A 23,625-nucleotide genomic window follows, 5' to 3' on the forward strand; every position below is an offset into this window, starting at 1 on the left:
CGTGTCCGACGACACGGGCTAACCCCGAATCAGCGGCTCGTAGTTTGGCTCGATTTGGAACTGCCAAAGACGGAGAACCTCACCGCGGTACGCGTCGTCAAACCCAGGCGCCAACTCGGCAGGCTCGAGTTGCGGAGTAAGCCTCACAACTTCATCGTCAGTGGTGGTCAGCCACTTGTAGTAGCTGGAAATCATTCCAGCAAGCGTACCCAGGCTTTCAAACGCTTGATCGAGCGACTTGTCGCCCGCCTGCCTTGCCGCAATCTCAACGTATGCAACTCTTTCGCCATCCATCGTCGCGATAGGCATCTCGTCCTCCCAGGCGGAATGGAACATGAGGTAGAACGCGATCTGTTGCTCCCGCTCGTTCAAGATTTCTTTGTTCTCGATATAGAAACTAAGAGCACTGATCGTGAAGCTTGCTTGATCGTTTTTTTGTAATGAACTGGGGCGATCAGAGGCTGCATGTATTCGGCAGACCAAAGGAGGGATGGTCGCAACCATCCGGTCGCCAAAATCACCGGCGATGCTCCTCTGATACGCGTCAACGAAGCGCAGGATGATTGTTCCGTTTTTGGTTTCAAAATCTTCGACCTTATTGATGGTCCACGTTCTCAGGTCGTTCCAGTAGACGGCAATCAACAGAGGATGCCCTTTAAGCTTGGCGTAGTGCTTGAGCCTGGACAAGTAGGCGTTGCCGAAGGTGACAGGTGTGTGGATCGTCTTGGGCTCAGTGTTCTTAACCTCAACGAAGAATTTTTGACCGGTCTTGAGCGACACAAAGTAATCCGGCGCCTGCACTTCAATTCCGGCGTACAAGGGTGCAGATGCATCTTCCGCGGTGATCAAATCTGCCTTTCCAAGCGACGCGACCACGTACTCAAACATGCGTTCAGCCCTTCGGCCATACATCAATGAGCGGTTTTCTCTCGCTATTTTCGTGGCCGCTTCGAATGAGAATTTCTCGCTCAACCGATCCAATGGCAGATTGAACTCTCGGCCCACTTGGTCAGCCAAGTCCACCGCGCCAAACCTGGACGGTTGCCATTTCACACGCTTCATCTCAATGTCTTTCTGGTCAAGGGGTGATCTCAATTTTTCATTCGCAACCGCAGCGATCAAGCTTTCATCGATGGAAGCATCATGCCCGCGTGCATGCGCTACTCAACTGTGCAGGTATCTGAGATCCGTGAGACCCAACCAACGCCAGCTATGATGATCGCAGTCCATGGCCATTGACCTTCGCTTGCTAGGCGGCAAGCTCGCGAAGTACCGCGGGCAGTTGCAAGAATCCCTTCTTGATGTCGCTGCATCGACAGGAATCGACACGGCCCGGCTCACCCAGATCGAAGGTGGCCAAACCGAACCGACTGGCGATGAGATCTTGATCCTTGCAGACCACTATCGCTGCGACTTCAAGTTCTTCATCTCCAACGAAAAGGTAGCGCCTTTCGAGCAGACTGAGACGCTCTACCGCGCGCACGGCCCCGACTTCTCCAAGGAGGATCGACGCGCGGTTCAGGACTTCCTTTATCTCTGCGAAACCGAAGACTTCCTGATGCGGGAGCTGGGTCGTGCGCCTGGTTCTTTCCAATTCTCACCGTCTGGCAGCTACTTCAAAGGGCACGCCGAGGACGCGGCAGCTCGGCTGCGATCGGCGCTGGGCCATGCGGACAACGCGGTGCCCCGAGACGTGTATGCCGAGTTTCGAAGCGTGGGGGTGCATGTGTTTCGTCGAAAACTTGGCAACTCGAGCATCTCGGGGTTGTTCATCGCACACCCGGTCGCGGGCAAGTGCGCCCTGGTGAACTACAGTGAAGACATCTACCGGCAACGATTCAGCGCGGCGCACGAAATGGCCCACGCTATCTTCGACGCCGACAAAGGGGCCAGCGTTAGCTTCGAGCGACCTGACGCCGGTGATCTGGTCGAAACGCGCGCAAACCGATTTGCCTCCTGCTATCTCATCCCGCCTGCGTTCCTGTCGAAACTTCCCGACCCTAACGGGTGGAGCGATTCCGATGCGATTGGCTGGGCCAACAAGCTGCGGGTGAGCTGCGTGGCGTTGGCCAACGCGTTGCGCGGGGCGAAGCTTGCCGATCAAGCCACCACCGCCCGGATCTCCCGACTCCGCATCCCCCGGGCCGTCAAAACGGACCCAGAGCTTCCCGAGTCGCTCAATCCCCTGCAGCGCTTACGTAAGGAGCAGTTGCTGGAGCGCGGCCTCTCAGATCACTATGTCGAGCTTTGCTTTGAAGCGCAGAGTTCGGGTGCGATCAGCCAGGGACGGCTTGCCGAGGCGCTGCTGTGCAGCCAAGCAGAATTGCTTGAGATGGCGAACCTCTACAGCCGGACGCTTCATGGCCATTGACCCGTCCAAGTTTCATCTAATCAACGTCGCCGATACATGCTCGGTGTGGAACATTTTGTCCTCGCCCCGGTTGAACGCTGCGGCCAAGGAAGCTCGATGCGACTTCTGCGTGACCAGTTTCGTCCAGTATGAGTGCCTGATCAAACCGCGTAAGTCGATTCTGCCAAGCGAGCAGACATTGATGGATCGACTGAAGGCCGAGCAGAGGCGCGGCGCCTTCCAAGCCCAGTCTTGCAGCATTGAGGACCTTCAAGCCATCGAAATCTTGGAGAAGCGTAGGAACCTCGGCAAAGGTGAACTCTCCTCGATCGCCTTCGCCATGAAGATTCGCCAAGGGTTCATCACCGACGACCGGAAGGCCTGTCAGTTAGCGAAGGACTCAGGGCACCCACACGCGCAGACGACCCCGCACCTTTTTTCTTGGCTCATCTTCACCGGCAGGCTGGGCGACAGCGACAAAGACACCGTCATCGCCCAGCACGTGGCCGCGGGACGGCAAATAGCCCAGCACCTGCAGAGGGCCTATGAGATGGCTCTGCAGTGCCGGCTCAACGCGACGGTTCGGCCTTGACGCACGCATGCCCCAAGCTCGCCGTCCCCGAAGCCCGCAACGCGTCGTCTCGACCTTCGGACCAGACGACGATCCAGAACGCATCGAGCGAACTGTCGTGCGGTGCCACGCTTTGAACTTGTCGGTTCATAGTGGTATTCATGCGCAGCGGCATCACAAGGAAAGCTTCCCGTTGCAATTCGTCCAGCGGTTGATCGAATGCTCGAATGCTCTCGTCACGACGGTCACCTCTTTTTTCCCCACCGCGCTGGCCGTGTGTTTTTGGGCCATGGCCCCTGGCGTCCAAGCCGCGCCCAATCCGGGCGGAAGTGGCACGCTGCGGTCCTCGGGCTTGCAGGACATTTGCCTGAAGGGCACGGAGGTCGTGCCCGAGGTCTGCGGGCAGGTCCAGGTGAATTGGAAACTCTGGGCGCTCATGGGCGAGCCCATTGGCGATTTCGTGCTTGGCTGGAAGCCGGGCACGATCCGGATCGCCAGCGCGGAAGGCGGAGGCAGCCAACTGCACCAGGTGGACAGCCTGCCTGCGCCCTTGTCCAAGGCCGCGCAAAACATGGAGCTCTACGTGGAAGCTGTCGCGTTCGTCGAGAAGCCACCGGCGAGCCCCAACTACAACACGGTGGCGATCACGTTCAACACGGGCGTGGCGTCCAAGCCTGGCGAGACGTCGATGAACGTGCCGGGCGGGTACGACTGGGACAAATTTCTGCACGGCGGCATGTCCAGCGAGGGGATCGCGCTGGGCGCCGTGGGGTGGTGCAGCGAAAAGGGCCGGCGGGACCTCAGCGCGAAAGACGCGAAGGCGATCATGCTCGCCGGGGTCAAGTTGCAGGGCCTGCAGTTGTGCCCGAAGTCCACGGTAGACGTGTCGCCGATGGAAAACGCGATCGCCAAGGTTTGCGAGTCGGCGTTGATCGAGGCGGGCCTTGGCCCTTCTTCGCATTTCTGCCCGAAGAAGGAAGCGCAGAAGCCCGAGCCAAAGAAGGCGAACGCGATCGACGACGCGTTCGCACGCCTGGAAGGCAGGAGGCCGGCGGAGACCGCGAACACCGACAAGGCCAAGCCGTTCGATTCGATGTCCAGCAAGTTCGAGGCGGCCGAGGCCGAGCGCAAGGCGCGCGAGGTGGACAAGGCCAGGGCGTTGGCCGCGCAGCGGGACCGCGAGGCGGAGGCTGAGCGCCAGGCGTTGCGCCGCGAAGCGGCGCAGAACTTTTGCACAACGGCCAAGGACGCGCAGGACAGCTGCGCGGCGAAGACGTGCGGCAGCAAGCCCAGCGCCACCATGTGCTTGCGGTCCGTGCAGGACCCTTACCCGCCATGCAAGGCAGGCCCAGGGTTCTCTTGCCTTCAGATCCCGCATTACAGCTGCGTTGAACAAGGCCCCAACCCCAAATTGCCCGAGTGGGAGAGTTGCTCCGCGGGCGTGGACCGGTCGTGCGCGGCCGCAGGAAAACCGATCGCCAGCGTCGACGCGTGCGTCGCAGAAAGGCTCAAATGAAGACCCTTCGAAAAGTCGGCGCCTCGCGCTTCTTTTCCACCCGCGCCGCGGTGGGTGGCGCGCTGAAAAACGTTTGGCGCGCCGGGTGGGTGGCGCTCTTGATGGCCGCAGGGTCCGCACACGCGGTCGACGATCTTGTGCCGCCGTACACAAAGCTGAAGGAGTTGCCCAAGGGCACGAAGGTTATTGCGGTGCGGGATCTGGCGCTCAACGACGACTTTGACGGGAAAACCGACGTCTACTCGTTGGACCTTGGGAGGGGGTGGTTCACCGAATTCCGAAAATACCCGGTCACGATTCCGAAAGGAACGCGCTACAGCGTCAAACACGTGCTTGAAAGCAATGCGCTCCGGCTGGAGCCGTTGGACCACAAGCTCCAACAGGGAGAGTACCCGATGATCAGCTACAGGAAGAGCGCGGGTTCGATGCAGACGGTGCAGGATTTGAACAGGCTTTTGGTGGGCGACATGAAGCTCGTTTTTGACGACCCGCTTTCGGACATGGACCCTTCGGTTGCGCAAGACGTTCTGCTTGCGAAAATCACTGCAAGCATGAAAGAGAACAGGTACGACCAAGCCATTCCCTCCTTCGAGCGCCTTGAGAGGCTTGGGGTGGCGTTGCCCGAGAGCTTCTACTATTTCTACATCCTGGCGCTCAACAAGGGGGGTCGGCAAAGCGACGCAAAAACGCGCGCGGCAAACTACCTGACCGACATCGGCCGAAAGGGTGCGTACTACAAAGAGGTCGTGGAGATCATGGCGCAATGAACACGGCCATTTGGCGTGCGGGGCTGGTTGCCTTGCTGATGGTGGGAGGCTCCGCGCACGCGGTCGACGACCCCGTGCCGCCGGACACGGATTTGCAGGCGTTGCCGGAAGGCGCCCGCCTCATGGCCGTGCGCGACATCGTCATCGACAACAACGGGGACGGAAAACACGACACGTACGCGGTCGACCTCGGCAATGGCTGGTTCTCGGAGTTGAGGGAGGAACCGTTTCGTGTTCGCAAAGGGACCGTTTACCGGATTCGAAAGGTGAGCGAAGACGGGGCGCTCTACCTGAGGCCCATCGGGTACACGCTGCCGAACTCTGGCGACAACCCGGGCGATGCCCAAGTGACTTTCAAGAACACCAAGCACGCCAGGAACGCCAAGAAAACCGTGCGCGACTTGAACAACGTGATCGCGGGCAACCTGAAGATCGTCTTCGACGATCCACTGTCGGGGATGGACCCGGCCATCGCCCAGGACATCCTGCTTGCCAAGATCATGGCCAGCATCAAAGACGGCAAGTATTCGGAGGCCCTGCCCAGTTTTGAGCGCCTGGAGAAGCTGAAGTCGGATTTGCCAGAGAGTTTTTTCTTCCACTACATCCAGGCGCTCGACAAGGGCGGCAAGAAACAGGAAGCGCGCGCCCGCGCGGTGGCCTACCTGAAGAAGCATGGCAAGGCCGGGCAGTATTACGATCAGGTGGTCGAGTTGATGAGCCGGTGACGTGCGGCCATGCCTGGATGGGTCCAACCGGCAGGGAGGCATGAATTCCTAATTTTGGAAGTTTTTTCCCAATTCCGGAAAACGCATGACACAATGGCTTCTTTTCAAGGAGCCTTTCATGTCCCAACGCCCCACCCCCGAGCAAGCCGCCTTGCTCATCGTGCTGATCTTCACGCGCTCGAAGGTCCCATCCCGTGTGCGCTTCAGCGAGAAGACGCTGCGCGGCGTCGCCGGCCGCAAGAATTTGCGCCTGTCTTTCCTGCAAGCGCTCATCGACGCCCTGGACGACCTTGGGTTCGCGCTTTTGCAGATCGAGGCCGGATGGGCGCTTATTCCGGTCGGGCAGCTCAACGGCGCGCAAGCGGTCACGGCCAACAAATACATTTCTAACGAATTGGCCGAGCGCAAGGCCGGTAACGAGATTTACACGGAGATCCGTAAGGAGCTCGGCCTCGACATCGAAGAGTCCGACGACGAAGACTGAACGCCTGCGAAGCTATATGCAACCGAGTCGGCTCGATACTGCCATCCTACGGACGCTGAGTTTTGCGATGGATCGGCCGATCTCAGAGGGACGAACTTGCCCCTGAACTCTGGTTATGCCAGTTGTTTGTAAGCGTACGGCCAACTCACCTTGACTCGCCGATGGGACCTGTGCGTCATGAGTGAGCCGCTAAGCCCCGTATGGATTACTTTCCCCAAGATACCGTGGGGAAGTATCGGGTGGCGCATGGGACCAGGCGAGGACTATTGGCACTCGTGGGCTAAGTGGTTCAAGGCCGCCTCTCTTCAGGATCGGGAGCGCTACAAGACACAGTGGCCTGAGCCGGAAGGCTGGAAGGCTGGAAGGCTGGAAGGCTGGAAGGCTGGAAGGACTTCTACAGGCTCATCGAGACCGGTGAGCTACCGACATGGTTTCATGAGCAGCGGAGCAAGGTTGCTGAGGCTGCAGTCCCGTCGCAACCGGGCGAGGAAGAAATTCGAGGTTACCGCCGAGTCCTTTGGCTTCTGCGGCAGCATTTCAAGCGAGTGCGTGTGGACCGCCCGAACGACGACGAATGCATTGCAGAGATCTATGCCGCGCCAGATGGCTCTCATTGGCGGCTGTCCGCTCACGTCACTCAGGGCGGAATGCACTTCACCAAACTACCGCCAGATTCCTGAGCATTCAAGGGGTGAGGGGCATGGACGCCCGAGGAGTCTGCACGACTCGCCAACGATGAGGCAGCAACGCGTCGATGCGGCTGGCCGGCTGTGTGGGCATTCTTCTGAACCGTCAGCGAAGTGCGACTCGCTGAACCCGTTGCGAGCATTGGCAACGGCATATGTGAGGGTCGGCATCGCATTCACGATCTCGACGGGGGAGTAGGGATCGCGTGCCTTGAGCTTCTCGCCGATGTCGACTTTGGCAGCCTTGCGCGAGGTCCGGCGGCAGTAGGCTCATGACGATGGCTGCACCACTTCGTTCAACCACTTCTTCTCAGTCCGCTTCCTAATTTCTTCTATGACGGGAAGGTCATGGCTGATGTATGAGATGCCCCGAACTGAGCCGAAATCCTTGAACGAATCTATCGACAATAGGATGTCGCAGTTGGCCGGACATCGCGCTAGTGGACCGTCGTTCCGATAGGCTCGGGGCGCTCGCGGGGAGTTGCGTAGCGCGCTCCATGCGCGCTCCACCGCTTCGACAATCGGCCGGTTGGTTTCAGTCAGTTGCTCCCTAGAAGTGGTCCATAGGGTCAGATAGAGCGCACGTGCGACGTACGGTGCATCGTTAGAGGCCCAGAAGTCTGACGACAAAGGGGCACCCTCTACGATGCTTTTCGCTCGTGTTGCAGCGCTGTTGCCTGTCACGGATTTTGTGAACGCATAGTTGTTTGACTCCCCGGCATAGGCCAACAGCAGCGCGTCGTCCAGTATTTCACGAGTCTCTTCGGATAGACCCACTCGACGAGAAGGAGGGAAGGCCTGTTGAAGCCGTTGGGAGATGGGAACGCGCAATCTTTCAGTAGAGGGACCATTCGGTTTCGGCACCAGACGCATCGCTAGCCGCCGTGCGAGCACCACATAGAATTGCTGGCCCATCGCCTCGCTCAATACGTTGCTGGCCTCGACCTCGTCAAGCAGCCATTCCTCGTGAACGGCCACATCGCTTTGCCGATTGCTAACGTCAGTCACCCAGCTCGCCGCTTCGATGAAGTCCTCGCGGCTGTCAGTGGTGTTCACGCGTATCGTTCGAATACGCGTCATTGTGGTTAGCTGCTTATAGGCTTCCAGTATTTTGAGGTCGTCCCTCAACCAGGCGAACTCAACCACTGCGCCTTTTTTCCAAGCCAACAGATTGGTCGGATCTTCGGCGATGGCTTTCTGGGCGTAGTGGGTGCCATCCTGCGTGCGCCGCCCTGAGCTCGCCTCGATGCGGCCCCCCGGCGCTAGCGCAGCGGCGAAGACGAAGTAACGCGAAAGCCGTGTGGCCTGCGTGGCGTTTGGTGCCGAGGAGCGTTCGAAGATGACATTGCGGATGAGCTCATTCACGAGGCGTGCGGCCTCTTCACGGAGCTCGCTCTTGTACAGCGCGAGCGCGCGCCGGTAGTTGCTGTCTTCGGACGCGCGGTCCATCAGCGGAGCAAGTACGCGGCTGGTCGACGAGCGTTCCAGTAGTTCCGTGGCGCGCTTCATTTGTTGGCCAGTGGGCAGGTCGCGAGTAGCGTGGAGTATCTCTTCGATTTTTTCCGGCGAGAGGCTAGGGCAGTTGATGGTTAGCGTTGCGTCGCGGCCCACGCCATACAGCACCGGTGAGCAGTTGCCGCTGGTCGACTGAACTTGGGCCGAAGCGGCCGTTGCACACAGAGCCAAGCTCAGCGCGACAAGCTTTTGAGGCGCCGATACCTGTGACCTCATTTGCCGACTGTCTCCGCTGTCGGCGCTTGGTTGATGTTGTTCGTGACATTGCCTTGCACCCCGGACATCACCGGGCTGTTGGCACCGGTGGTGGACTGCTGCACTATTGCGGGTTCAGCCTTGGGCGCCGGTGCGGCTGGGTAGTAAGCTGCCAAGATGGCCACCAGCGATAGAGTCCAGACTGCGGCCACCAGAATCTTGAGGAAGCGACCGGCGTCGGCCCGCGTCATCTTAGGTAACAATTTTGCGTTCAGCGTGTCGCGCAGCAGCAGTACCAGTGTGCCGATCGCCAAACCGGCAAATCCACCGAACTTGGCATAGATCTCAAATAGTTTCGGTTCCATGGCCATGTTCCTGATTCGTTTTGCGGCAGCGCCCATACTAGGGTGCTCTTTCGACTGACGGCCTAGGCGTAAGCACCGAGCTAGGACGGTTTTCGGACCGCGTCTGTCCACTTGTGCCACATACACGACGATCCACGCATCACCACTCAAACAGGTGATGCGTGACCGTACTTCGATGGGTTAGCTGTGCCGCAGCGGCAGTTGTTTGCCAAGTCACATCGATGAAGTCCAGCAATTCCTCAAGAATGACGGCGTATTCACGGTCGATCAGAAATCCGCTTGAGTAGCGTCAAATTTGCCCATCGAGCACTCGACCACGCGAAACAGGAGAAGTAGGAAAAGTATGTGGGCAAGCAACCTGCTGCTCGCAGCTCACACTTTCACCCCTTTGCTTCGCTCCCGGCTTGGTTTGGGAAGCGGCGCGTTGAGCATCGCCATCGTCACCCCTTTGCGCTCGGCGTTGATAGCCCAAGTGACGAACTGCTCAAACAGCAGTTGGTTTTCTTGATCAAGGCGTTCAGCCTTGGCCTTGTAGCGCTCCACTTGCTCAAGGGCGGCCCGAACTTGCTCGTCCCGCGGCTGACTGACTTCGCTCTTCCAGGTCCCGCTGAGCGCCTTCTTTCTCAGGGAGAAAGCGTTTGCCAACTGTGGGTACTCTGCAAACGTGAACCTGGAGTAGGCAATGCCTGTTATCTCTTCGACCGCCTTGATGAGCAGGTCCCAAGTGAGCTTGCCCTTCCATCCGTCCAGAGTTTCGAGCACCAGTTGCATCCGCTCGTCCGTCAGGTCGGGGGCACGTGATTTCTTCATGACTGCTTGGTTTCCTTCACGGTTTCGATACGCTTGACCACGTTGACGGGTTGCCAGCCGTCTGCGGTGATGAGCGGCGCGTTCGCAAGGTCCAATCGAATTCGGGCACCGTTTGGGACGGAAGGGTCGGCCATTATTTTGAGCAGCGCTTCGATGCGGTCCAGCGTTTTAGTTTGGTGAATTACCCAGTTGTCCGCGCCGTAATCTTGCTCTGCCAAAGCTTCTTTTGCTTGTTCAAGGAGGTACTTGGTTTCTTTCTCAAGCAGTTTCAGGTTGGACTCCTTGTGAGCCTCCCCCTTGACACACTCCTGTTCCTCGCAGTTGATGCAGTCGCGGTACATCTGGCAAGGTTCACTGGCGAAGTTGTGCGAGCACCACCCAAAGTCCGTAGTGTGCGCAGCCGCCAATCCCAGACCACCAAATTCACTACGAGATACCAGCTCACGTGATCCAGGAACCACGAGGTTGCCGGTAAAGCCTGCTTCCAACGCCTGCTTGATCGGGGCCTGGACTTCATCGGAGGTCCGATGATCGTAGGCACGGTTCTGCCGTACGTCTTTGCGTCCCGAGAAGATTGCAATTTCTGCGTCGCTCATGCCGCCCATCTGCGCCAGCATGTTCAGCCAGTGCCGCAAACTGTGACTGTTCAGTTCGATCGGCGATCCGTCATCTTCTTTATAGTTGAAGCGCTCAAAGATGGATTCAAGGTCTTTGCGCCCACCAAAGTGCTTAGTGACAACTTGGTTGTCAACGCAACTGAACATGCACAAATAGGTTCCCCTGGTAGCGTGACTTTCGTTCATACGAATCACGCCCAACGCGTCTTGGCAAAGAAGATCTGGGTAAGGCCATATCACTGCTCCTCTGCTTGTCGGTCGTCTAGATCCTGCTCTCGACATGGAGATCGCTCCTTCAAGGACATGCGCAGAACGTCGCACGACCTCGTTAGCCAGTGATGATTGGCTTGAGCGCGTCGATCTCCGCTGCGATGAAGTCAAAGAACGCGCTGACGCGGGCCGTCTTCCGAATCTCGGGCATCGCAAGGAGCCGCCAGTCCCGCGACAGCGCCGGAATGGGACCGAGAACCCGGATCAGCTCTGTCTCGGAGTCCCCAAGCGCTGTCGGCAGCGGCGCAATGCCGACGCCGGCCTTCACCGACAGCAGCAGACCCAGCACACTGCCGCTGCGGGCGACGATGTTCGCGTCCGGTGCAACCTCGCGCAGCCACTGGCTTGCGCGATGGCCCTCCATGCTCTCTTCAAACCCGGCCAGCCGGTGTGCCTTGAGTTCCTCGATGGACGAAGGTTTGCCGTGGCGCGCCACGTAGTCCCGGCTCGCATAGACGGCCCACAACGAGTCGCCGACCTTGCGCCCGACCAGCACGGCATCGTCGGTATCGCCTGAACGCAGCGCGACGTCGGCCTCGCCAGTGCGCAGGTCGACGTACTTGTCGCTCATCACGAATTCCACATGCAGTTCGGGATGCAACGCATGGAACCGGTCCAGCAGTCCGGAACGCGTCAACCGATTCACGAGCGGCTCCGGGCAGGTGAGCCGGATCACACCCGCCGCATTGCGCTTGGAGAGGACCAACACCTGTTCGAACTCGCCCACGGCCCGCTCGACCTCACGCGCGGCTTCCAGCACTTCGGCGCCGAAGTCGGTGAGCCTGTAGCCGGTGGTGTGGCGCTGAACCAGCGCACGGCCGATGTGCCGCTCCAGCGCGGTCAGCCGTCGCTGCACTGTCGACTGGTCGACCTCCAGGGCCCGGCCCGCGGCCAACGTGCTGCCGTGCCGCGCCACGGCCACGAAGTATTTCAGGTCGTTCCAGTCGAGCATCGCCCGTTATGCACTATTGCGGCCCCGTTCTGCAAGTCCGCGCCTTGTGGCTCATGGAACGCCGGCCTACGCTGGATTGCCACATCACTCGGAGGCCACCCATGACGACAAGCTCACTCACGAATGGCCGCATGCCTCGGCGCCGCGTGCTGATTGCCGGTGCTGCCGCAGCGGCTGCGGCAGTCTGCAATTCCGCCTCCCTCGGGCAAACGGTGTTCTGGGCGAAGCAGGAACGCCTTCGCATCCTTTGTACCGGTCCTGCAGGCAGCGTGCCGGACATCATTGCGCGAACCTTCGGCGAGGCACTTGCCGGTGTCTTCGCAGAGCACGTCGTCGTCGACAACCGGCCCGGTGCGGCAGGCCAGATCGCAGTCCAGGCGCTGAAGTCGGCGCCGGCCGATGGCTCGACCTGGCTGCTGGGCCAGGGCGCGATCGCCAGCCTCTACCCCACGTTGTACGGAAAGCTCGGCTACGACCCTGCGCGCGACCTGGTGCCCGTGTCGCTCGCGGCAGAGATGAATCTTGGCGTGGCCGTAGGCAACGCTGTGCCGGCGGAGGTCGCCGACACCCGGATGCTGGTCGAGTGGATGCGGCGCCATCCCGGCGAAGCCAACGCCGCCTCGCCGGGCACGGGCACCCTGCCACACATTCTGGAGGTCATGCTGTTCGACCACGCGAGACTGGACTGGCGCCATGTTCCCTATCCGGGCGGCCCGCCCGCCATGGCGGCGCTCCTTGGCGGGCAGGTCGCCGTGCTCGTGCTTCCGGAAGGCCTGCTGCTGCCGCAACTGGCAAGCGGTCGTTTGCGGATGCTCGGCACCTCCGGACCTGAGCGCAGCCGCTTCTCGCCCGCAGTGCCAACGCTTGCCGAACAGGGCCACGCGCAATTGGTGATGCGCGAGTGGTTTGCCTTTTTCGCACCGGCTGGCACCCCGGCACGTATCGCGGAACAGGCGTCGCAGGCGATCGGCAACGTCGCAGCGCGCACCGGACTGGCACGCCGGTTCGAGGATGCGGCCATGACGGCGACGCAAAGCTCGCCCGCACAACTGGCCGCAAAAATAGAGGACGACCGCCGGGCGTGGGCGCCCCTGCTGGTCGACGCCGGCATCCGGGGGGACGCATGACGGAAGCGGCCGCGAGGGCCTGGGACCAGGCGGCCGATGGCTGGTCCGCGAGCACGCCGATCGTTCATGCGTGGTTGCGGGAAGCCACCGCAGCGATGCTCTCCGAGGCGCGCCTGCGGCCGGGTGCACGCGTGCTCGATCTGGCCGCGGGCGCGGGCGACCAGACGAAGGACATCGCCCTGGCCGTCGGGCCGACGGGCGACGTGCTGGCGACCGACATCTCACCGAAGATCCTGGACTTCGCGCGCGGGTGCATCGAAGCGGCGGGCCTCGCCAACGTGCGCTTCGCCGTCGCAGACGCGCAGCAGCCGCTTCATGCAGAGGCGCCTTTCGATGCGGTGACGTGCAGGCTCGGGCTCATGTTCTGCATGGACGCGGCCGCTGCGCTGGCCGCAGCATTCAAAGCCCTGCGGCCGGGTGGTCGCTTCGTCGCGCTGGTGTTCGGCGACCCCGCGAATAACCCCTGCATCACGACCATGATGAAGGTGGCGCGCAAGCACCGGGGGTTGAGCGGCAGCGTCGCGCCCTATGTCGAGGGCGGCCTGTTCAGCCTTGCGGCACCGGGCAGGCTTGCGAGCCTTTTGACGGCGGCAGGCTATGTCGAGGTCGCGGTGCAATCGCTTGCGGCGCCATTCGAACTCCCCGATGCCGCTGCCTACGTCGCCTTCGTTCGAAGTTCGGGTTCACCGATCATGGAAGTCCTCGCGCCGCTGGATGCAAAAGCCAAGGAGTCGGCCTGGCGGGAAATGGCGGAGGCGCTCGAGCAATTTCGCGGCGATCAAGGCTGGCTGGGGCCAAACGAACTCTTGCTGGCCTCAGCGACGCGAGCGAGCTGAGGCAATGTCGATAGCTTGATCTTCACAGCCCCGATCGCGTCCAAGCAGCCGGCAGCTTTGCAGGGCGGATTCAACCGTCGATACAACGTTCTGACTGAGCATCTCAGCCGGCGTCTGGAAGCGCTGCGAGGTCAGCCTGCGTTGGCAGCACGGGCGTATTGAGCAACTGCTGCTCCCACAGGAATGCGATGCCGCTGCCTCCCGCATGTTGCGTGATCACCTTCGTCAACTCGGCGGCGCTCTCGGTCCGGGCCCAGTCTCGCTGCCATTCGGAGGCGACTGCGAGCCAGGTCAGCATGTTCGCGCCCGCCGCGATCATCCGCTGGATCGCGACCTCATGAGCCTCGACGGAAACGCCGCCGGATGCATCGGTGACGACGGTGACGTCCCAACCCTCGCCCAGAGCCTGGATCGTCGGCATCGCGACGCACACCTCGGTCCACAGGCCAGCGATGATCAGTTGCTTGCGGCCCGTTGCCTTGACGGCGTCTACCGTCTTCTTGTCTTGCCAGGTGTTGATGAACGTACGGTCGATGACCTCCTGCCCGGGGAACACGTCGGTAATCTGAGGAAAAAGGAGCCCGCCCCGTTCCGCAATCACGCTCGGAAGGTTTGCATGAATGACAGAACAGCATGCGCTTGCGATGGCTCCGCGTATCGTCGCATCGCTCAGATAACAGAGTTACGCCCTCCCCTTCGCGGCGCCGATACCGTGCCGTTTGCGCCGACCAGTCATGCTGCGCCAGGCATGCGTTGATCAAGAAACCGAGATCACGACTTTTCCGTGGAAAGGCTTGCCATCGACCTCGCCGCGTTCCAGGGCGACGTGAGCTTCAGGAATTTGGTCCAGCGAAAATCTGGCACCAATGATCGGGCGGATACGACCGTTTTCCAGCAGCGTCTTGAGAGCCAGCAACTTGCCCCGATTCTGACGAGTGAAGACAAAGTGGTATTCGGCATTCACTCCCCATGCTGCGACAAGGTTCTGGGGCGTGGCCAGGTCAACGATCGTCACGACGCGACCCGCGTCGCTGAGCACATGAGGCGACTGGCTTAAGGTCATTCCTCCGATCGTGTCGAGAACCACGTTCACGCCCTTCTTGCCGGTCAATCCGGCGATCTCCTCGATGTAGTCTTGGCTCGTGAAGTCGATTGCGTGGTCCGCGCCCAACTGGCGAACGAACTCCAGATCGCGGTTTCTGCACGTCGTGTACACGGTGGCTCCCATCGCTTTGGCAAGTTGAATGGCGATGGAACCGACACCACCCGCTCCGCCATGAATCAACACAGACTCGGCCGGATTCAACTTCGCCCGCGTGACCAGGGCCTCCCAGGCTGTTCCGCCGACGAGCGTCGTCGAGGCAGCTTCCTCGTGTGTGAGGTTTGCAGGCTTGTGGGTAACCAACGTCTCCGGGACAACGTTGAATTCGGCGTACGAGCCCCCTTTTGGATCGAAGATTTTCGGTGTGTAGAACACCTCGTCTCCCACCGCGAAGTCCGCCACTCCTGGGCCCACCCTATCTACGACCCCAGAGACGTCATGACCGATGACGGCAGGGAGGCGAACATAGTCCGGATAGTCACCCCGGCGAATTTGGTAGTCGAGAGGGTTGATCGCTGTCGCGATCACACGCACCAACAACTCCCCGGCGCTGACTTCGGGAACTGCCACTTCCTGCAGCTCGAAGCTGTCAGGGCCACCGAACTTCTTGAGGACGATCGCTTTCATCGGTATCTCCGTGATGGAAAGGGAATTGCTACCTGACCCTTCAAGGTCACGACATGCTGGGAAGTGCCTCAACGGCGTCGAGATCTGCACAACGACCCTCAATCATATCGACGATTTGCGAAATGACGTTGCGTTTATCTATTCCACTGGAAGATTCAGGGTTTACACGTCTGAATGAACCTGGCCGCCACCAGCGCTTGTTTCTGCTGCGGAGTACGCCGGGTACATGCAACTGTCCGCGCCTGTGCTCAGTACAGCCGTCTGAACCCCGTCACACAGGGGAGCGAGAGAGGCATATGCGTGCCCGGTGCGAGTGCAACTTGCTGAAGAGTTGCACGTGCTGCATGTGAGGGCGCGGTGGTGCGGAGCCACACTCGTGGTGGCATTTTCGCTTCGAGATGCTGCTAGAGTTGCCTTAGCTTTCGGCCTGACAGAACCTCTATGCAGAGCGACCCCGAAGCTGATCGATGAACGAAGAACAGATACCCCTCATACAGATTCTTGACGTCCTGGCCAATGAGCAGCGGATGGAGATTCTTCGCAAGCTCAAGTCGCCCCGGGACAGCTTTCCGCCTCAAGACGAGGGGGATCCTGAATTGGACGGCGTCTGTGTGTCATCGATTCAGGCGGGTCAGGGCCTGGCGTTCTCCACGACCTCGAAGTACCTCTCGGACCTTGCTCGGATCGGCTTGGTTACCGTGAAGCGAAGCGGCAAGTGGTCTTACTACAAGCGCAATGAAAAGACCATCCGAGCGGTGGTTGCCCGCTTGAAAACCGAACTGTGAGCTCGCCGGGTTTACGCAGGCTCGCGGCCCTTCCGTTCGCCTCGCGCTGGCCGCGCCTGTTGGCCGAAATGTCGATGTGGCAGTTCGAGCAACGTGAACGGGCGCGCGCGGGTGGTCGGCGAGGCCGCAGACACTACTCGTTGATCAGGAAGGCTCGCGCTAGATGGCGTGCGCGCGAACGAGCGGTCGATGCATGCCGGCTCCATTCACATTCACTGAGCGCTGCAAGGTCAGCGCTGTCCTTTCGAAGCGGAGGACAAATGTGTCGCGGAATGCCGTCTCGACGTATTGGCATTGCAACGTGAATTCACTGGCGTTGCTCCACCCACCGCTCGCGGCCGTAACGAGCTCCGCCGGTTCATAGCCATGGTGCAGGCCCGCGCCGGGCAGCGTTGTGCGCGATTCCAGCCATTCCCCGTCAAGCGATGCGGAGATCCAATGCTTGCGGTTACCCACTTCCAACACCAGCCGGCAACAGGTCGGTTCGATTTCGAGGACTATTGACCTGATGTCGTCTTCATTGGGCTCGGCCATGAAGCGACGACCGTTGACTCCCGCTGCGGCGAGTTGCGGGGTCGTCTTGTGAACTGGCGACAGCTTGCGCGAGGATAGGTAGTCGCGTAGTTGTTCTTCGCTTCGATTGTGGAGATCTGCGCCGGCCGCGATCTGCGGCAGGTACTGCCAGACCAGGGGTGGGATGCCCACGTCTGGCCGGCTGATCGAACCTCGCACCGCGGCGGTGATCGCAAGCGCGAGCCCGAGTTCGGGGAAGACGAAGCCGTACTGACCGAAGGCACCGAATGCATAGAAACCGGGCCGTCCAGGCAAGGCCCACCAATGCAGTCCGTAGGGTCGTCCCGGGGCGCCCTCGCCGGCTGCCGTCACCCAGCCTTCCGGCAGGATGCGCTGACCGTTCCAGACTCCGTCAGCGGCATGGAGCACGGCCAGTTTCAGCAGGTCCTCCGTGACTGCGCTCGCGCCGTTGCCTCCAGGGTTGATGCCTTCCGGTCCGACATCCCATTTCACCGAACGCATGCCCAGCGGCGCGAACAGGCGCGGCGCAAGGTAGTCGTGCAACGACACACCACTCGTGCGCGTAACGAGCGCCGAGAGCATGAAGCTGGTCGCGCTCGAATACTGGAAGCGCGTGCCGGGTTCATGGGGCACCGGAATCTTCATGAACTCGTCGATCCAGCTGGTCGAGATGCCGCGCCAGACGGAGCCGGAGGTGCCGTGGTCGTGACCACTCGTCTGCGTGAGGAGATCGATCACCCTCATCTTGCGCAGATGTGCCGGTGTTTCAGGATGGGCCCGCTCGGGGAAATAGTCGAGCACGGCGTCGTCCAGGCCAAACAGCCCTTCGCGCAAGGCCAGCCCGACGCCGGTTGCCGTGAAGGCCTTGGTGACTGAGTGAAGCATATGCATCCGCTCCTCGGTGTAGGGGTGCCACCAGCCCTCGGCCACCACCTGGCCGTGGCGTGCAAGCATGAAGCTGTGCAGTTCAAGACCGTCGGCGTCCATGGCTCGCAGCAGATCGAGGATGCCCGCCGCCGACAGTCCTTGGGCGCCTGGCGTCGTGCGAACGAGCGCATGGGAATCGCGCTTTCCCGCATCGGCCTGGTCGGCTGTGTCCTTCGACTGCATCAATCGACCTGCGCGCCCGAATCGCGCACGACGGGTGCCCATTTGGCGATCTCGCTGCTGAGAAACCGCCCGAACTCCTCGCTGCTGCCGCCCGCCGGCTCGCCGCCGTTGCTGCGCACGAAGGCGATGAAGTCGGGCTCGCGCAGCATCTGATTCATCGCTGCATTCAGCCTTGCGACCACCGGCTGCGGCGTCCCTGTTGGCGCGAACAAGCCCGACCACACCCGCGCCTCGAAGCCGGGGAGGCCCTGCTCCTGAAACGTCGCCAGTTCTGACGTCGAAGCCAGCCGTGTTGGGCTGGTGATGCCGAGCAGGCGCACCTTGCCCTGCCGCGCGTGCGGAAGGATCGACGCGCCAGCGTCGAACGCGCAGGCGATCTGTCCGCCGATCAAGTCCTGAACCACCAGTGGTGAACCGCGGTACGGGATGTGCGCGATGTCCAGGTCGGCACGCTTTTTGAGCATTTCCATCGTCAGATGCTGCGTCGTCCCGCTGCCGCCCGAGCCATAGCTAAGCTTCCCCGGGTTTGCCTTGGCATAGGCGATGAACTCTTTCACGTCCTTGACGGGGAGCGCGTTGTTGACCGCGAGATAGAGAAAGCCGTTGTTGATCTGCGTGACAGGAACAAAGTCCTTCACCGGGTCGTAGGGCATCTTTTTGTAAAGCGATGGATTGATGGCCATCTGTCCGCCCGAAGACATCAGCAGTGTGTAGCCGTCCTTTGGCGCGCTCTTGACGGCCTCGGCAACGATGAAGCCATGCGCCCCCGGCCTGTTCTCGACATAGACAGACTGACCCAGCGCCGTCGACAGGCGCTGTGCGATCTGGCGGGCGCTCGCGTCGGTGGAGTCTCCTGCGGGCGTGCCTGTCAGGATGCGGACTGGCCGCGCCGGCCATGATGGCTGCGCGCTTGCCGCAAGGGGCACACCAGTTACAGCGAAGGCCAGGCTCTCGCACAGCAGGCGGCGGCGGGTCAAAGAGGAACGGGTCATGAGAAATGTCCAGAATCTGATGGGAGCGACATCGATGAGTCAGAGCTCAAGGTCCAGGAGCCGCGTGTACTGCTGGCCACCGTGCATGTCACGCTCGAGCACGCCGCCTTGAGGCGTTTGCCGTGGATAGGAGAATTTGAGTACGTGCAGATCCGGTATCGCGAAGCGCTTCACGCTTTCGGTGGAGGCTCCAAAAAGCGGCGCCATTCTGCTGGCCTGCAGCACGGGTGTGTCCTGCCAGCGTGCAAAGGTCTCTGCATCGGGGAAGAACAAGTCCACCGTGATCCAGAAGGGCCCCGCGTTCTTCGAACGGATATGGCGACAGACCTCGGAGAGCTTAGGCATGGGCCACCTCCGCCAGGTCGACGAGTTCCATGCGCACGCGCTGTAGCGGGTGATCGACCTCGACTACATGGTTCAGGAAGAATTCATACACCGGGCCACGCTCCACCTCGGCAGGCGAGAAAGGAAATGCGTAGCTGGGCAATGGCATGTCTCGCTCCAGAGGCATGTGGAAGAACAGCGGGTTGCAGGTCTTCGCGATCTGGGTGGCAAGCTCCTGCGTCCGCGCGGTCGCCACGAACAGCAATCCGATCTCCGCCGGAACATGAGGCTGAATATGCGGCTGATCGTGCGGCTCCTCAGCACCGCTGACAGCATTCCAGCCATAGGGGCGCAGCGAGATGTCGTAGTCACCTGCAGCATCGCCAAGGGCCTGCTCGACGCGCTGCCTCAGCAGCGCGTGCATCTGGACGAGGAAGCGTGGCAGTGCTTCGAGCACATTGGGGTCGCGGATGCCGACCAGCATGATCGTTTGGAATGCCGTCGCCGCGGCGCCCTCAAGCTTCATCGTGTAGGGCCCCGGCTCGAAACGTGAACCAGTGACCCGAACTCTGCTCTCGTCCAATGCTTCGTAGCGGGCGCGCGTGACATCGAGCACGCCGCCTGGCTCGTGCAGCAGGAAGGGATCGGCGTTCTCGTAAAGCATGTGTGCCGATACCGTGTAGGGCGTACAGCGATTTCCCGCTCGCAGTGGCTCCACGTCGAAGTGATCGGCGCCGATCCGGATCATCACGCCGCCATCGCGTGTATTGACCGAGCACAGCCCACCGCACTCCGCCGTCTTGCCGGCGTGCCACGCAGCGCCCGCATGCATCCCGCGCATCAGCGGAAGCGCGGCGAGCACTGCGGTATCCGTCGTGCGCCCGCCAAGCACGATGTCGGCACCGGCCCGCAGCGCTTCGATATAGGGCTCGGGGCCCATCAGCGCCACGATGTGTTTGCAGCGCTCGAACGAGCTCTGATCGACGGAGACCATCGGTGCCAGCGGACGTATGCGTCCCTGGGCAGCGGCGCCGAGAAGCTCGTCTGACTGCTGTTCCGAATACAGGAGCGCAATGCGCGGATGTAGGCCATGCTCGGCCGCGATTTCCAGCGCGATGTCCCGAGTCCATTCGAGCGCTTCGTCGCAACCCGAAGTGCCGCATGAGCCGATTAATAGCGGGATGCCGGCTTGCTCGCGCGCGCGCATCAAGATCGAGAGATCGGCCTTCACGGCGGCACGCGAGTATTTGCAGCGCCCGCTCGCGAGGTAAGCCGGACCGCTGTCGGTAGACCCCGCGTCGCAGGCGATGGCGTGGGCGCCTGATGCCAGCCCGGCTTCTACGTCAGCGAAGGCGATGCCAGCACCCAGAGCGCCGGTGGGAACGAGAACGTTCACGGTATTCGCATAGTTCATGGGGTGCAGAATAGTCTCTAACCTGCATGGTCGTCAACTGGTATACCAGTGGTGTCCGATTGGATTTCCGAGTGCTGCATACTCACATTGCGATGACAGCCCAAGCCACCACGAAGAGACAGCGAACCAGTTCGCCCCCTGCACCGAAGTTGCAGAAATCTGTGCCGCGTCGCAGTTCCGGTACTCGCCCTGTGGCTGCACCGCACGTCGATGAAGCCGAGTCGCCTCTCGCCGATGTGGAAGAAAACGCGGACCAGTCTCTGTCTGAGCGAGCGCATCGCGCGCTCATGGGGATGATCCTTAGCGGTGAACTGGCCCCTACGGAAGTGATCACTGAACGGCAGATCGCAATTCAGCTGGGTGTGTCACGGACGCCGTTGCGCGAGGCAATCAGGCGGCTGGAAGGCGCCCGGCTTCTCGAGCGCCAGCGCAGCGGCGTGCTCGTTGTGCGCGCGCTCCCGATCGAGGAGTACATCAGCATCCTGGATGTGCGGCGCCTCCTCGAGAGCGAAGCCGCACGGCTCGCCGCTGGTCAGATTCCCTTGGAAGAACTCGAGCGTCTGCGCGGGCGCGCCAATGCAGTTCTGGCACTTCCAGAGGATGCCGTGATCCCAGCGGCCGCAGAGGATGAGGATCTGCATTTGATGATTGCCGCCAGCGCGGGCAATCCAGTTCTCGAAGAGATGATCCTTGCGATGCGCACCCGGACTTCCATGTTCCGGTTCGGCCGGTTCCCAGCGCGACGCCGCGACGTCATGCGCGAGCACCTCGCAATCGTGGATGCTCTTGCTTCCGGCAATGGAGCGTTGGCGCAACAGGCGATGGAGCAGCATCTTGACCAGGTGCGTGCAACCATCATCGCGCGCCTGACGGATTCGCGTCGGCGAGGTTGACCATGAGGCGCAATTCATGGGCTCCGGCTTCAAACGCCTCCGTGTACGTGCTGCATGAATCTTGGGAGACTTTCGGCTCACCAAAGATGTTGTTCGATCACCGCTGGGTTTCGACTTAGAGCAGGTCGGATGGTTGCTGCGTCGGATGGCAATTTTGCGAGTCAGTACGCAACTCAATGCACTGGCCTTGTTCCGTGATGCCAACTTCGGACTGATCTGCAATGTTCGATGCCGAGCAACGTCGGCAGCCGCAGCAAGCATTCATCGCGCAAGTGCACGAATAAACTGCGGCCCTCCTGCTGCGCGCAACGCACGGCAAAATCGAGGCCTAGCCTTGACTGGCACCGCCTGCTTCCGCCGTAAAGCAGGACTCAGCTGCACTCCATCGGGGACAACTTACCGCACTACCGCCGTACCTCGCCTGGTGATGCGGTCAAAAGTGAAGACATGCTCTTGGGGCGCCTCGACGCAGCAGCCGAAAAGACGTCGCCGCTCGTGGCCGCGCCGTAACGTAGTTCCACCGATGCCGCGCAAATGGGACAGGTGGCGCTATAGCGCACCAGGCCGATGAGCGTGCGTCGCCCAGCTTGAAGCTCTCGAGCTGGGCTGGCGGCTCGCTCCAGCTAACCAGCGCGTCTGCGGCAGGCACGATCCGATCGGCCAGCAACCACCAGAGCTGGCGAACCACGTCCCGCAAGACCCAGCCAAGCCCGGCTGTGACACGTTGAAAGTGAGCAGAAAAGCGTCACAGATTGAGGCCGCATCCAGGTTCTGAAAGCGCTGCCTCCCCGAAGCTTTTTCCGCGCACTCATGAAGTGCATGGCTGAATCCTGAAAATGGCGTTCACCGCGGATACGGCCGGTGCAAGCCTATGTCTGGATTGAGTCGAACACCGAACCCGGGCGCATCGAGCGCCGAGGCCTTCATCCGGCCGTTGACCGGCACCGGTTCGTCCAGCAATTGCGGGTTGAACATCGGCACAACCTCGTCGGCCTTGGGTGACATCATCAGAAACTCGGCGAACGGACTGTTGTGTCGCGTGATCACAAAGTGGTAGCTGTAGACCGAAGAGCCATGCGGCACCATCAGCTTGCCGCGCGCATCCGCCATGCTCGATATCTTGATCAGTTCGGTGATGCCACCGCACCACCCCACGTCCGGCTGCAGGATGTCGCAGCATTCCATCTCCAGCAGCAGCCGAAAGCCCCAGCGCGTGGCTTCATGCTCGCCGGTGGTCACCAGCATGCCGCGCGGCACATTGCGCCGCAGTTCCGCATAGCCCCAGTAGTCGTCGGGCGGCAACGCCTCTTCGATCCACTTCAAGCCGGACTCGTTGCGCGCCGCCGTGGCCAGGCGTGTGGCGTACTCCACGTCCAGACTCATCCAGCAATCGAGCATGAGCCAGAAATCGTCGCCCACCTTGCTGCGCATGTCGGCCAGCATGTCGAGGTTCTTGCGCAGGCCTGCCTCGCGTTCGGCCGGCGAGTGATGCAGCGGCATCTTGCCGCCGATGAAGCCCATCTCCTTGGCCAGGTCGGGCCGCGCGCCGGTGGCGTAAAAACTCAGCTCGTCGCGCACCGGGCCGCCCAGCAGCGCGTGCACCGGCTCCTTGCGCACCTTGGCCAGCAGGTCCCACAGGGCGAGGTCGACCCCCGAGATCGTGTTGAGCACGATGCCCTTGCGCCCGTAGAACAAGGTGGCGTTGTACATCTGGTCCCACAGCTTCTCGATGTCGGTGACCTTGGCGCCTTCCAGGAAACGCGCAAGGTGCTTCTCGACAATCCAGCAGCCGATCTCGCCGCCGGTGGTCACTGAAAAGCCGACCGTCCCGTCACTGGCCTCGATCTCGACCACCAGCGTACCGAGCACGTTCAGGCCGAAGCTCTGCCGGCTCTCGCGGTACTCGGGGTACTTGCTCATAGGCGTGGCGATGTGGTCATCGATCCAATGGCCGGCCGCCTGGTCGTGGTAGTCGGCGCCACCGCCTCGTACCGTGAAAGCGCGCACGTGCCTGATGGTGGGCATGCTCATCGAAGATCCTTGGAGTGATGGAAACGC

Annotated in this window: 23 protein-coding genes; 10 read left to right on the forward strand and 13 right to left on the reverse strand. The window is 61.2% G+C overall.

Annotated elements, in window-relative coordinates; translation table 11 throughout:
* Positions 1–18 precede the first annotated feature (18 nt).
* The gene (locus tag BM133_RS31410) at positions 19–1,062 is read right to left on the reverse strand and encodes a hypothetical protein (protein ID WP_143100261.1); all 1,044 of its coding nucleotides are present in this window, start codon (positions 1,060–1,062) and stop codon (positions 19–21) included.
* A gap of 166 nt (positions 1,063–1,228) precedes the next feature.
* On the opposite strand from BM133_RS31410, the gene BM133_RS31415 reads away from it, so the two are divergent.
* The 6 genes from BM133_RS31415 (at position 1,229) to BM133_RS31440 (ending at position 6,413) form a co-directional block, all read left to right on the forward strand.
* The gene (locus BM133_RS31415) at positions 1,229–2,371 is read left to right on the forward strand and encodes an XRE family transcriptional regulator (RefSeq protein WP_093442938.1); all 1,143 of its coding nucleotides are present in this window, start codon (positions 1,229–1,231) and stop codon (positions 2,369–2,371) included.
* Positions 2,361–2,942 (forward strand): hypothetical protein, encoded by a 582-nt coding sequence (locus tag BM133_RS31420; protein WP_093442940.1) that lies wholly within the window; start codon positions 2,361–2,363, stop codon positions 2,940–2,942. Before BM133_RS31415 ends, BM133_RS31420 begins: the two co-directional genes overlap by 11 nt.
* Before the next feature lie 172 nt (positions 2,943–3,114).
* Entirely contained in the window at positions 3,115–4,437 is a 1,323-nt protein-coding gene (locus BM133_RS31425) for a hypothetical protein (RefSeq protein ID WP_093442942.1), read from the forward strand.
* Entirely contained in the window at positions 4,434–5,204 is a 771-nt protein-coding gene (locus BM133_RS31430; protein ID WP_093442944.1) for a hypothetical protein, read from the forward strand. Before BM133_RS31425 ends, BM133_RS31430 begins: the two co-directional genes overlap by 4 nt.
* On the forward strand, positions 5,201–5,929 hold the full coding sequence (locus tag BM133_RS31435) for a hypothetical protein (protein ID WP_093442946.1): 729 nt from the start codon (positions 5,201–5,203) through the stop codon (positions 5,927–5,929). The genes BM133_RS31430 and BM133_RS31435 overlap by 4 nt, the downstream gene beginning before the upstream one ends.
* Positions 5,930–6,047: 118 nt before the next feature.
* A complete protein-coding gene (locus BM133_RS31440) occupies positions 6,048–6,413 on the forward strand; it encodes a hypothetical protein (protein WP_143100262.1) in 366 nt (121 codons plus the stop codon).
* A gap of 956 nt (positions 6,414–7,369) precedes the next feature.
* Here the strand turns inward: BM133_RS31440 and BM133_RS31445 are convergent.
* From BM133_RS31445 to BM133_RS31465, 5 genes are all read right to left on the reverse strand, one after another.
* A complete protein-coding gene (locus BM133_RS31445; RefSeq protein ID WP_143100263.1) occupies positions 7,370–8,608 on the reverse strand; it encodes a hypothetical protein in 1,239 nt (412 codons plus the stop codon).
* Between the two features lie 218 nt (positions 8,609–8,826).
* Positions 8,827–9,174, reverse strand: coding sequence for a hypothetical protein (locus tag BM133_RS31450; RefSeq protein ID WP_218158413.1), 348 nt, complete (start codon positions 9,172–9,174; stop codon positions 8,827–8,829).
* A 372-nt stretch (positions 9,175–9,546) separates the two neighbouring features.
* Positions 9,547–9,984, reverse strand: coding sequence for a hypothetical protein (locus BM133_RS31455; RefSeq protein ID WP_093442954.1), 438 nt, complete (start codon positions 9,982–9,984; stop codon positions 9,547–9,549).
* Positions 9,981–10,787 carry a hypothetical protein gene (locus BM133_RS31460; RefSeq protein WP_093442956.1) on the reverse strand — a complete coding sequence of 269 codons (807 nt, stop codon included), beginning with the start codon at positions 10,785–10,787 and terminating at the stop codon, positions 9,981–9,983. The genes BM133_RS31455 and BM133_RS31460 overlap by 4 nt, the downstream gene beginning before the upstream one ends.
* Before the next feature lie 142 nt (positions 10,788–10,929).
* Positions 10,930–11,823, reverse strand: coding sequence for a LysR family transcriptional regulator (locus tag BM133_RS31465; RefSeq protein WP_093442958.1), 894 nt, complete (start codon positions 11,821–11,823; stop codon positions 10,930–10,932).
* 101 nt (positions 11,824–11,924) lie between these two features.
* On the opposite strand from BM133_RS31465, the gene BM133_RS31470 reads away from it, so the two are divergent.
* Both BM133_RS31470 and BM133_RS31475 read left to right on the forward strand, forming a co-directional pair.
* Positions 11,925–12,950: a tripartite tricarboxylate transporter substrate-binding protein gene (locus tag BM133_RS31470; protein ID WP_177225004.1), complete on the forward strand. Its 1,026-nt coding sequence runs from the start codon at positions 11,925–11,927 to the stop codon at positions 12,948–12,950.
* Positions 12,951–13,045: 95 nt separating this feature from the next.
* The gene (locus BM133_RS31475) at positions 13,046–13,786 is read left to right on the forward strand and encodes a class I SAM-dependent methyltransferase (RefSeq protein ID WP_371286371.1); all 741 of its coding nucleotides are present in this window, start codon (positions 13,046–13,048) and stop codon (positions 13,784–13,786) included.
* Positions 13,787–13,889: 103 nt separating this feature from the next.
* Here the strand turns inward: BM133_RS31475 and BM133_RS31480 are convergent, their stop codons facing one another.
* Together BM133_RS31480 and BM133_RS31485 are read right to left on the reverse strand one after the other, a co-directional pair.
* Positions 13,890–14,387: an isochorismatase family protein gene (locus tag BM133_RS31480; protein ID WP_256219413.1), complete on the reverse strand. Its 498-nt coding sequence runs from the start codon at positions 14,385–14,387 to the stop codon at positions 13,890–13,892.
* A gap of 156 nt (positions 14,388–14,543) precedes the next feature.
* Positions 14,544–15,515, reverse strand: a complete 972-nt coding sequence (locus BM133_RS31485) for a zinc-dependent alcohol dehydrogenase family protein (protein WP_177225005.1) — start codon at positions 15,513–15,515, stop codon at positions 14,544–14,546.
* A 467-nt stretch (positions 15,516–15,982) separates the two neighbouring features.
* Here BM133_RS31485 and BM133_RS31490 point away from each other — a divergent pair, with 467 nt between their 5' ends.
* Entirely contained in the window at positions 15,983–16,300 is a 318-nt protein-coding gene (locus BM133_RS31490) for an ArsR/SmtB family transcription factor (RefSeq protein WP_093442964.1), read from the forward strand.
* 159 nt (positions 16,301–16,459) lie between these two features.
* Here the strand turns inward: BM133_RS31490 and BM133_RS31495 are convergent, their stop codons facing one another.
* Genes BM133_RS31495 through BM133_RS31510 form a run of 4 tightly spaced genes read right to left on the reverse strand, consistent with a single transcriptional unit; the run spans position 16,460 to position 20,674 of the window.
* A complete protein-coding gene (locus BM133_RS31495; RefSeq protein WP_177225006.1) occupies positions 16,460–17,944 on the reverse strand; it encodes a serine hydrolase domain-containing protein in 1,485 nt (494 codons plus the stop codon).
* Positions 17,944–18,936 carry a Bug family tripartite tricarboxylate transporter substrate binding protein gene (locus BM133_RS31500; protein ID WP_093442968.1) on the reverse strand — a complete coding sequence of 331 codons (993 nt, stop codon included), beginning with the start codon at positions 18,934–18,936 and terminating at the stop codon, positions 17,944–17,946. The genes BM133_RS31495 and BM133_RS31500 overlap by 1 nt, the downstream gene beginning before the upstream one ends.
* A gap of 39 nt (positions 18,937–18,975) precedes the next feature.
* Complete coding sequence (locus tag BM133_RS31505) at positions 18,976–19,281, reverse strand: DUF4387 domain-containing protein (RefSeq protein ID WP_093442970.1); 306 nt, start codon at positions 19,279–19,281, stop codon at positions 18,976–18,978.
* On the reverse strand, positions 19,274–20,674 hold the full coding sequence (locus tag BM133_RS31510; RefSeq protein WP_093442972.1) for an acyclic terpene utilization AtuA family protein: 1,401 nt from the start codon (positions 20,672–20,674) through the stop codon (positions 19,274–19,276). The genes BM133_RS31505 and BM133_RS31510 overlap by 8 nt, the downstream gene beginning before the upstream one ends.
* A gap of 26 nt (positions 20,675–20,700) precedes the next feature.
* Here BM133_RS31510 and BM133_RS31515 point away from each other — a divergent pair, with 26 nt between their 5' ends.
* Positions 20,701–21,567 carry a GntR family transcriptional regulator gene (locus tag BM133_RS31515; protein WP_093442974.1) on the forward strand — a complete coding sequence of 289 codons (867 nt, stop codon included), beginning with the start codon at positions 20,701–20,703 and terminating at the stop codon, positions 21,565–21,567.
* An 843-nt stretch (positions 21,568–22,410) separates the two neighbouring features.
* Here the strand turns inward: BM133_RS31515 and rhmD are convergent.
* A complete protein-coding gene (gene rhmD / locus BM133_RS31520) occupies positions 22,411–23,598 on the reverse strand; it encodes an L-rhamnonate dehydratase (RefSeq protein ID WP_093442976.1) in 1,188 nt (395 codons plus the stop codon).
* Positions 23,599–23,625 lie beyond the last annotated feature (27 nt).

The sequence above is a fragment of the Variovorax sp. 770b2 genome (assembly GCF_900115685.1).
Lineage (GTDB): Bacteria > Pseudomonadota > Gammaproteobacteria > Burkholderiales > Burkholderiaceae_C > Variovorax.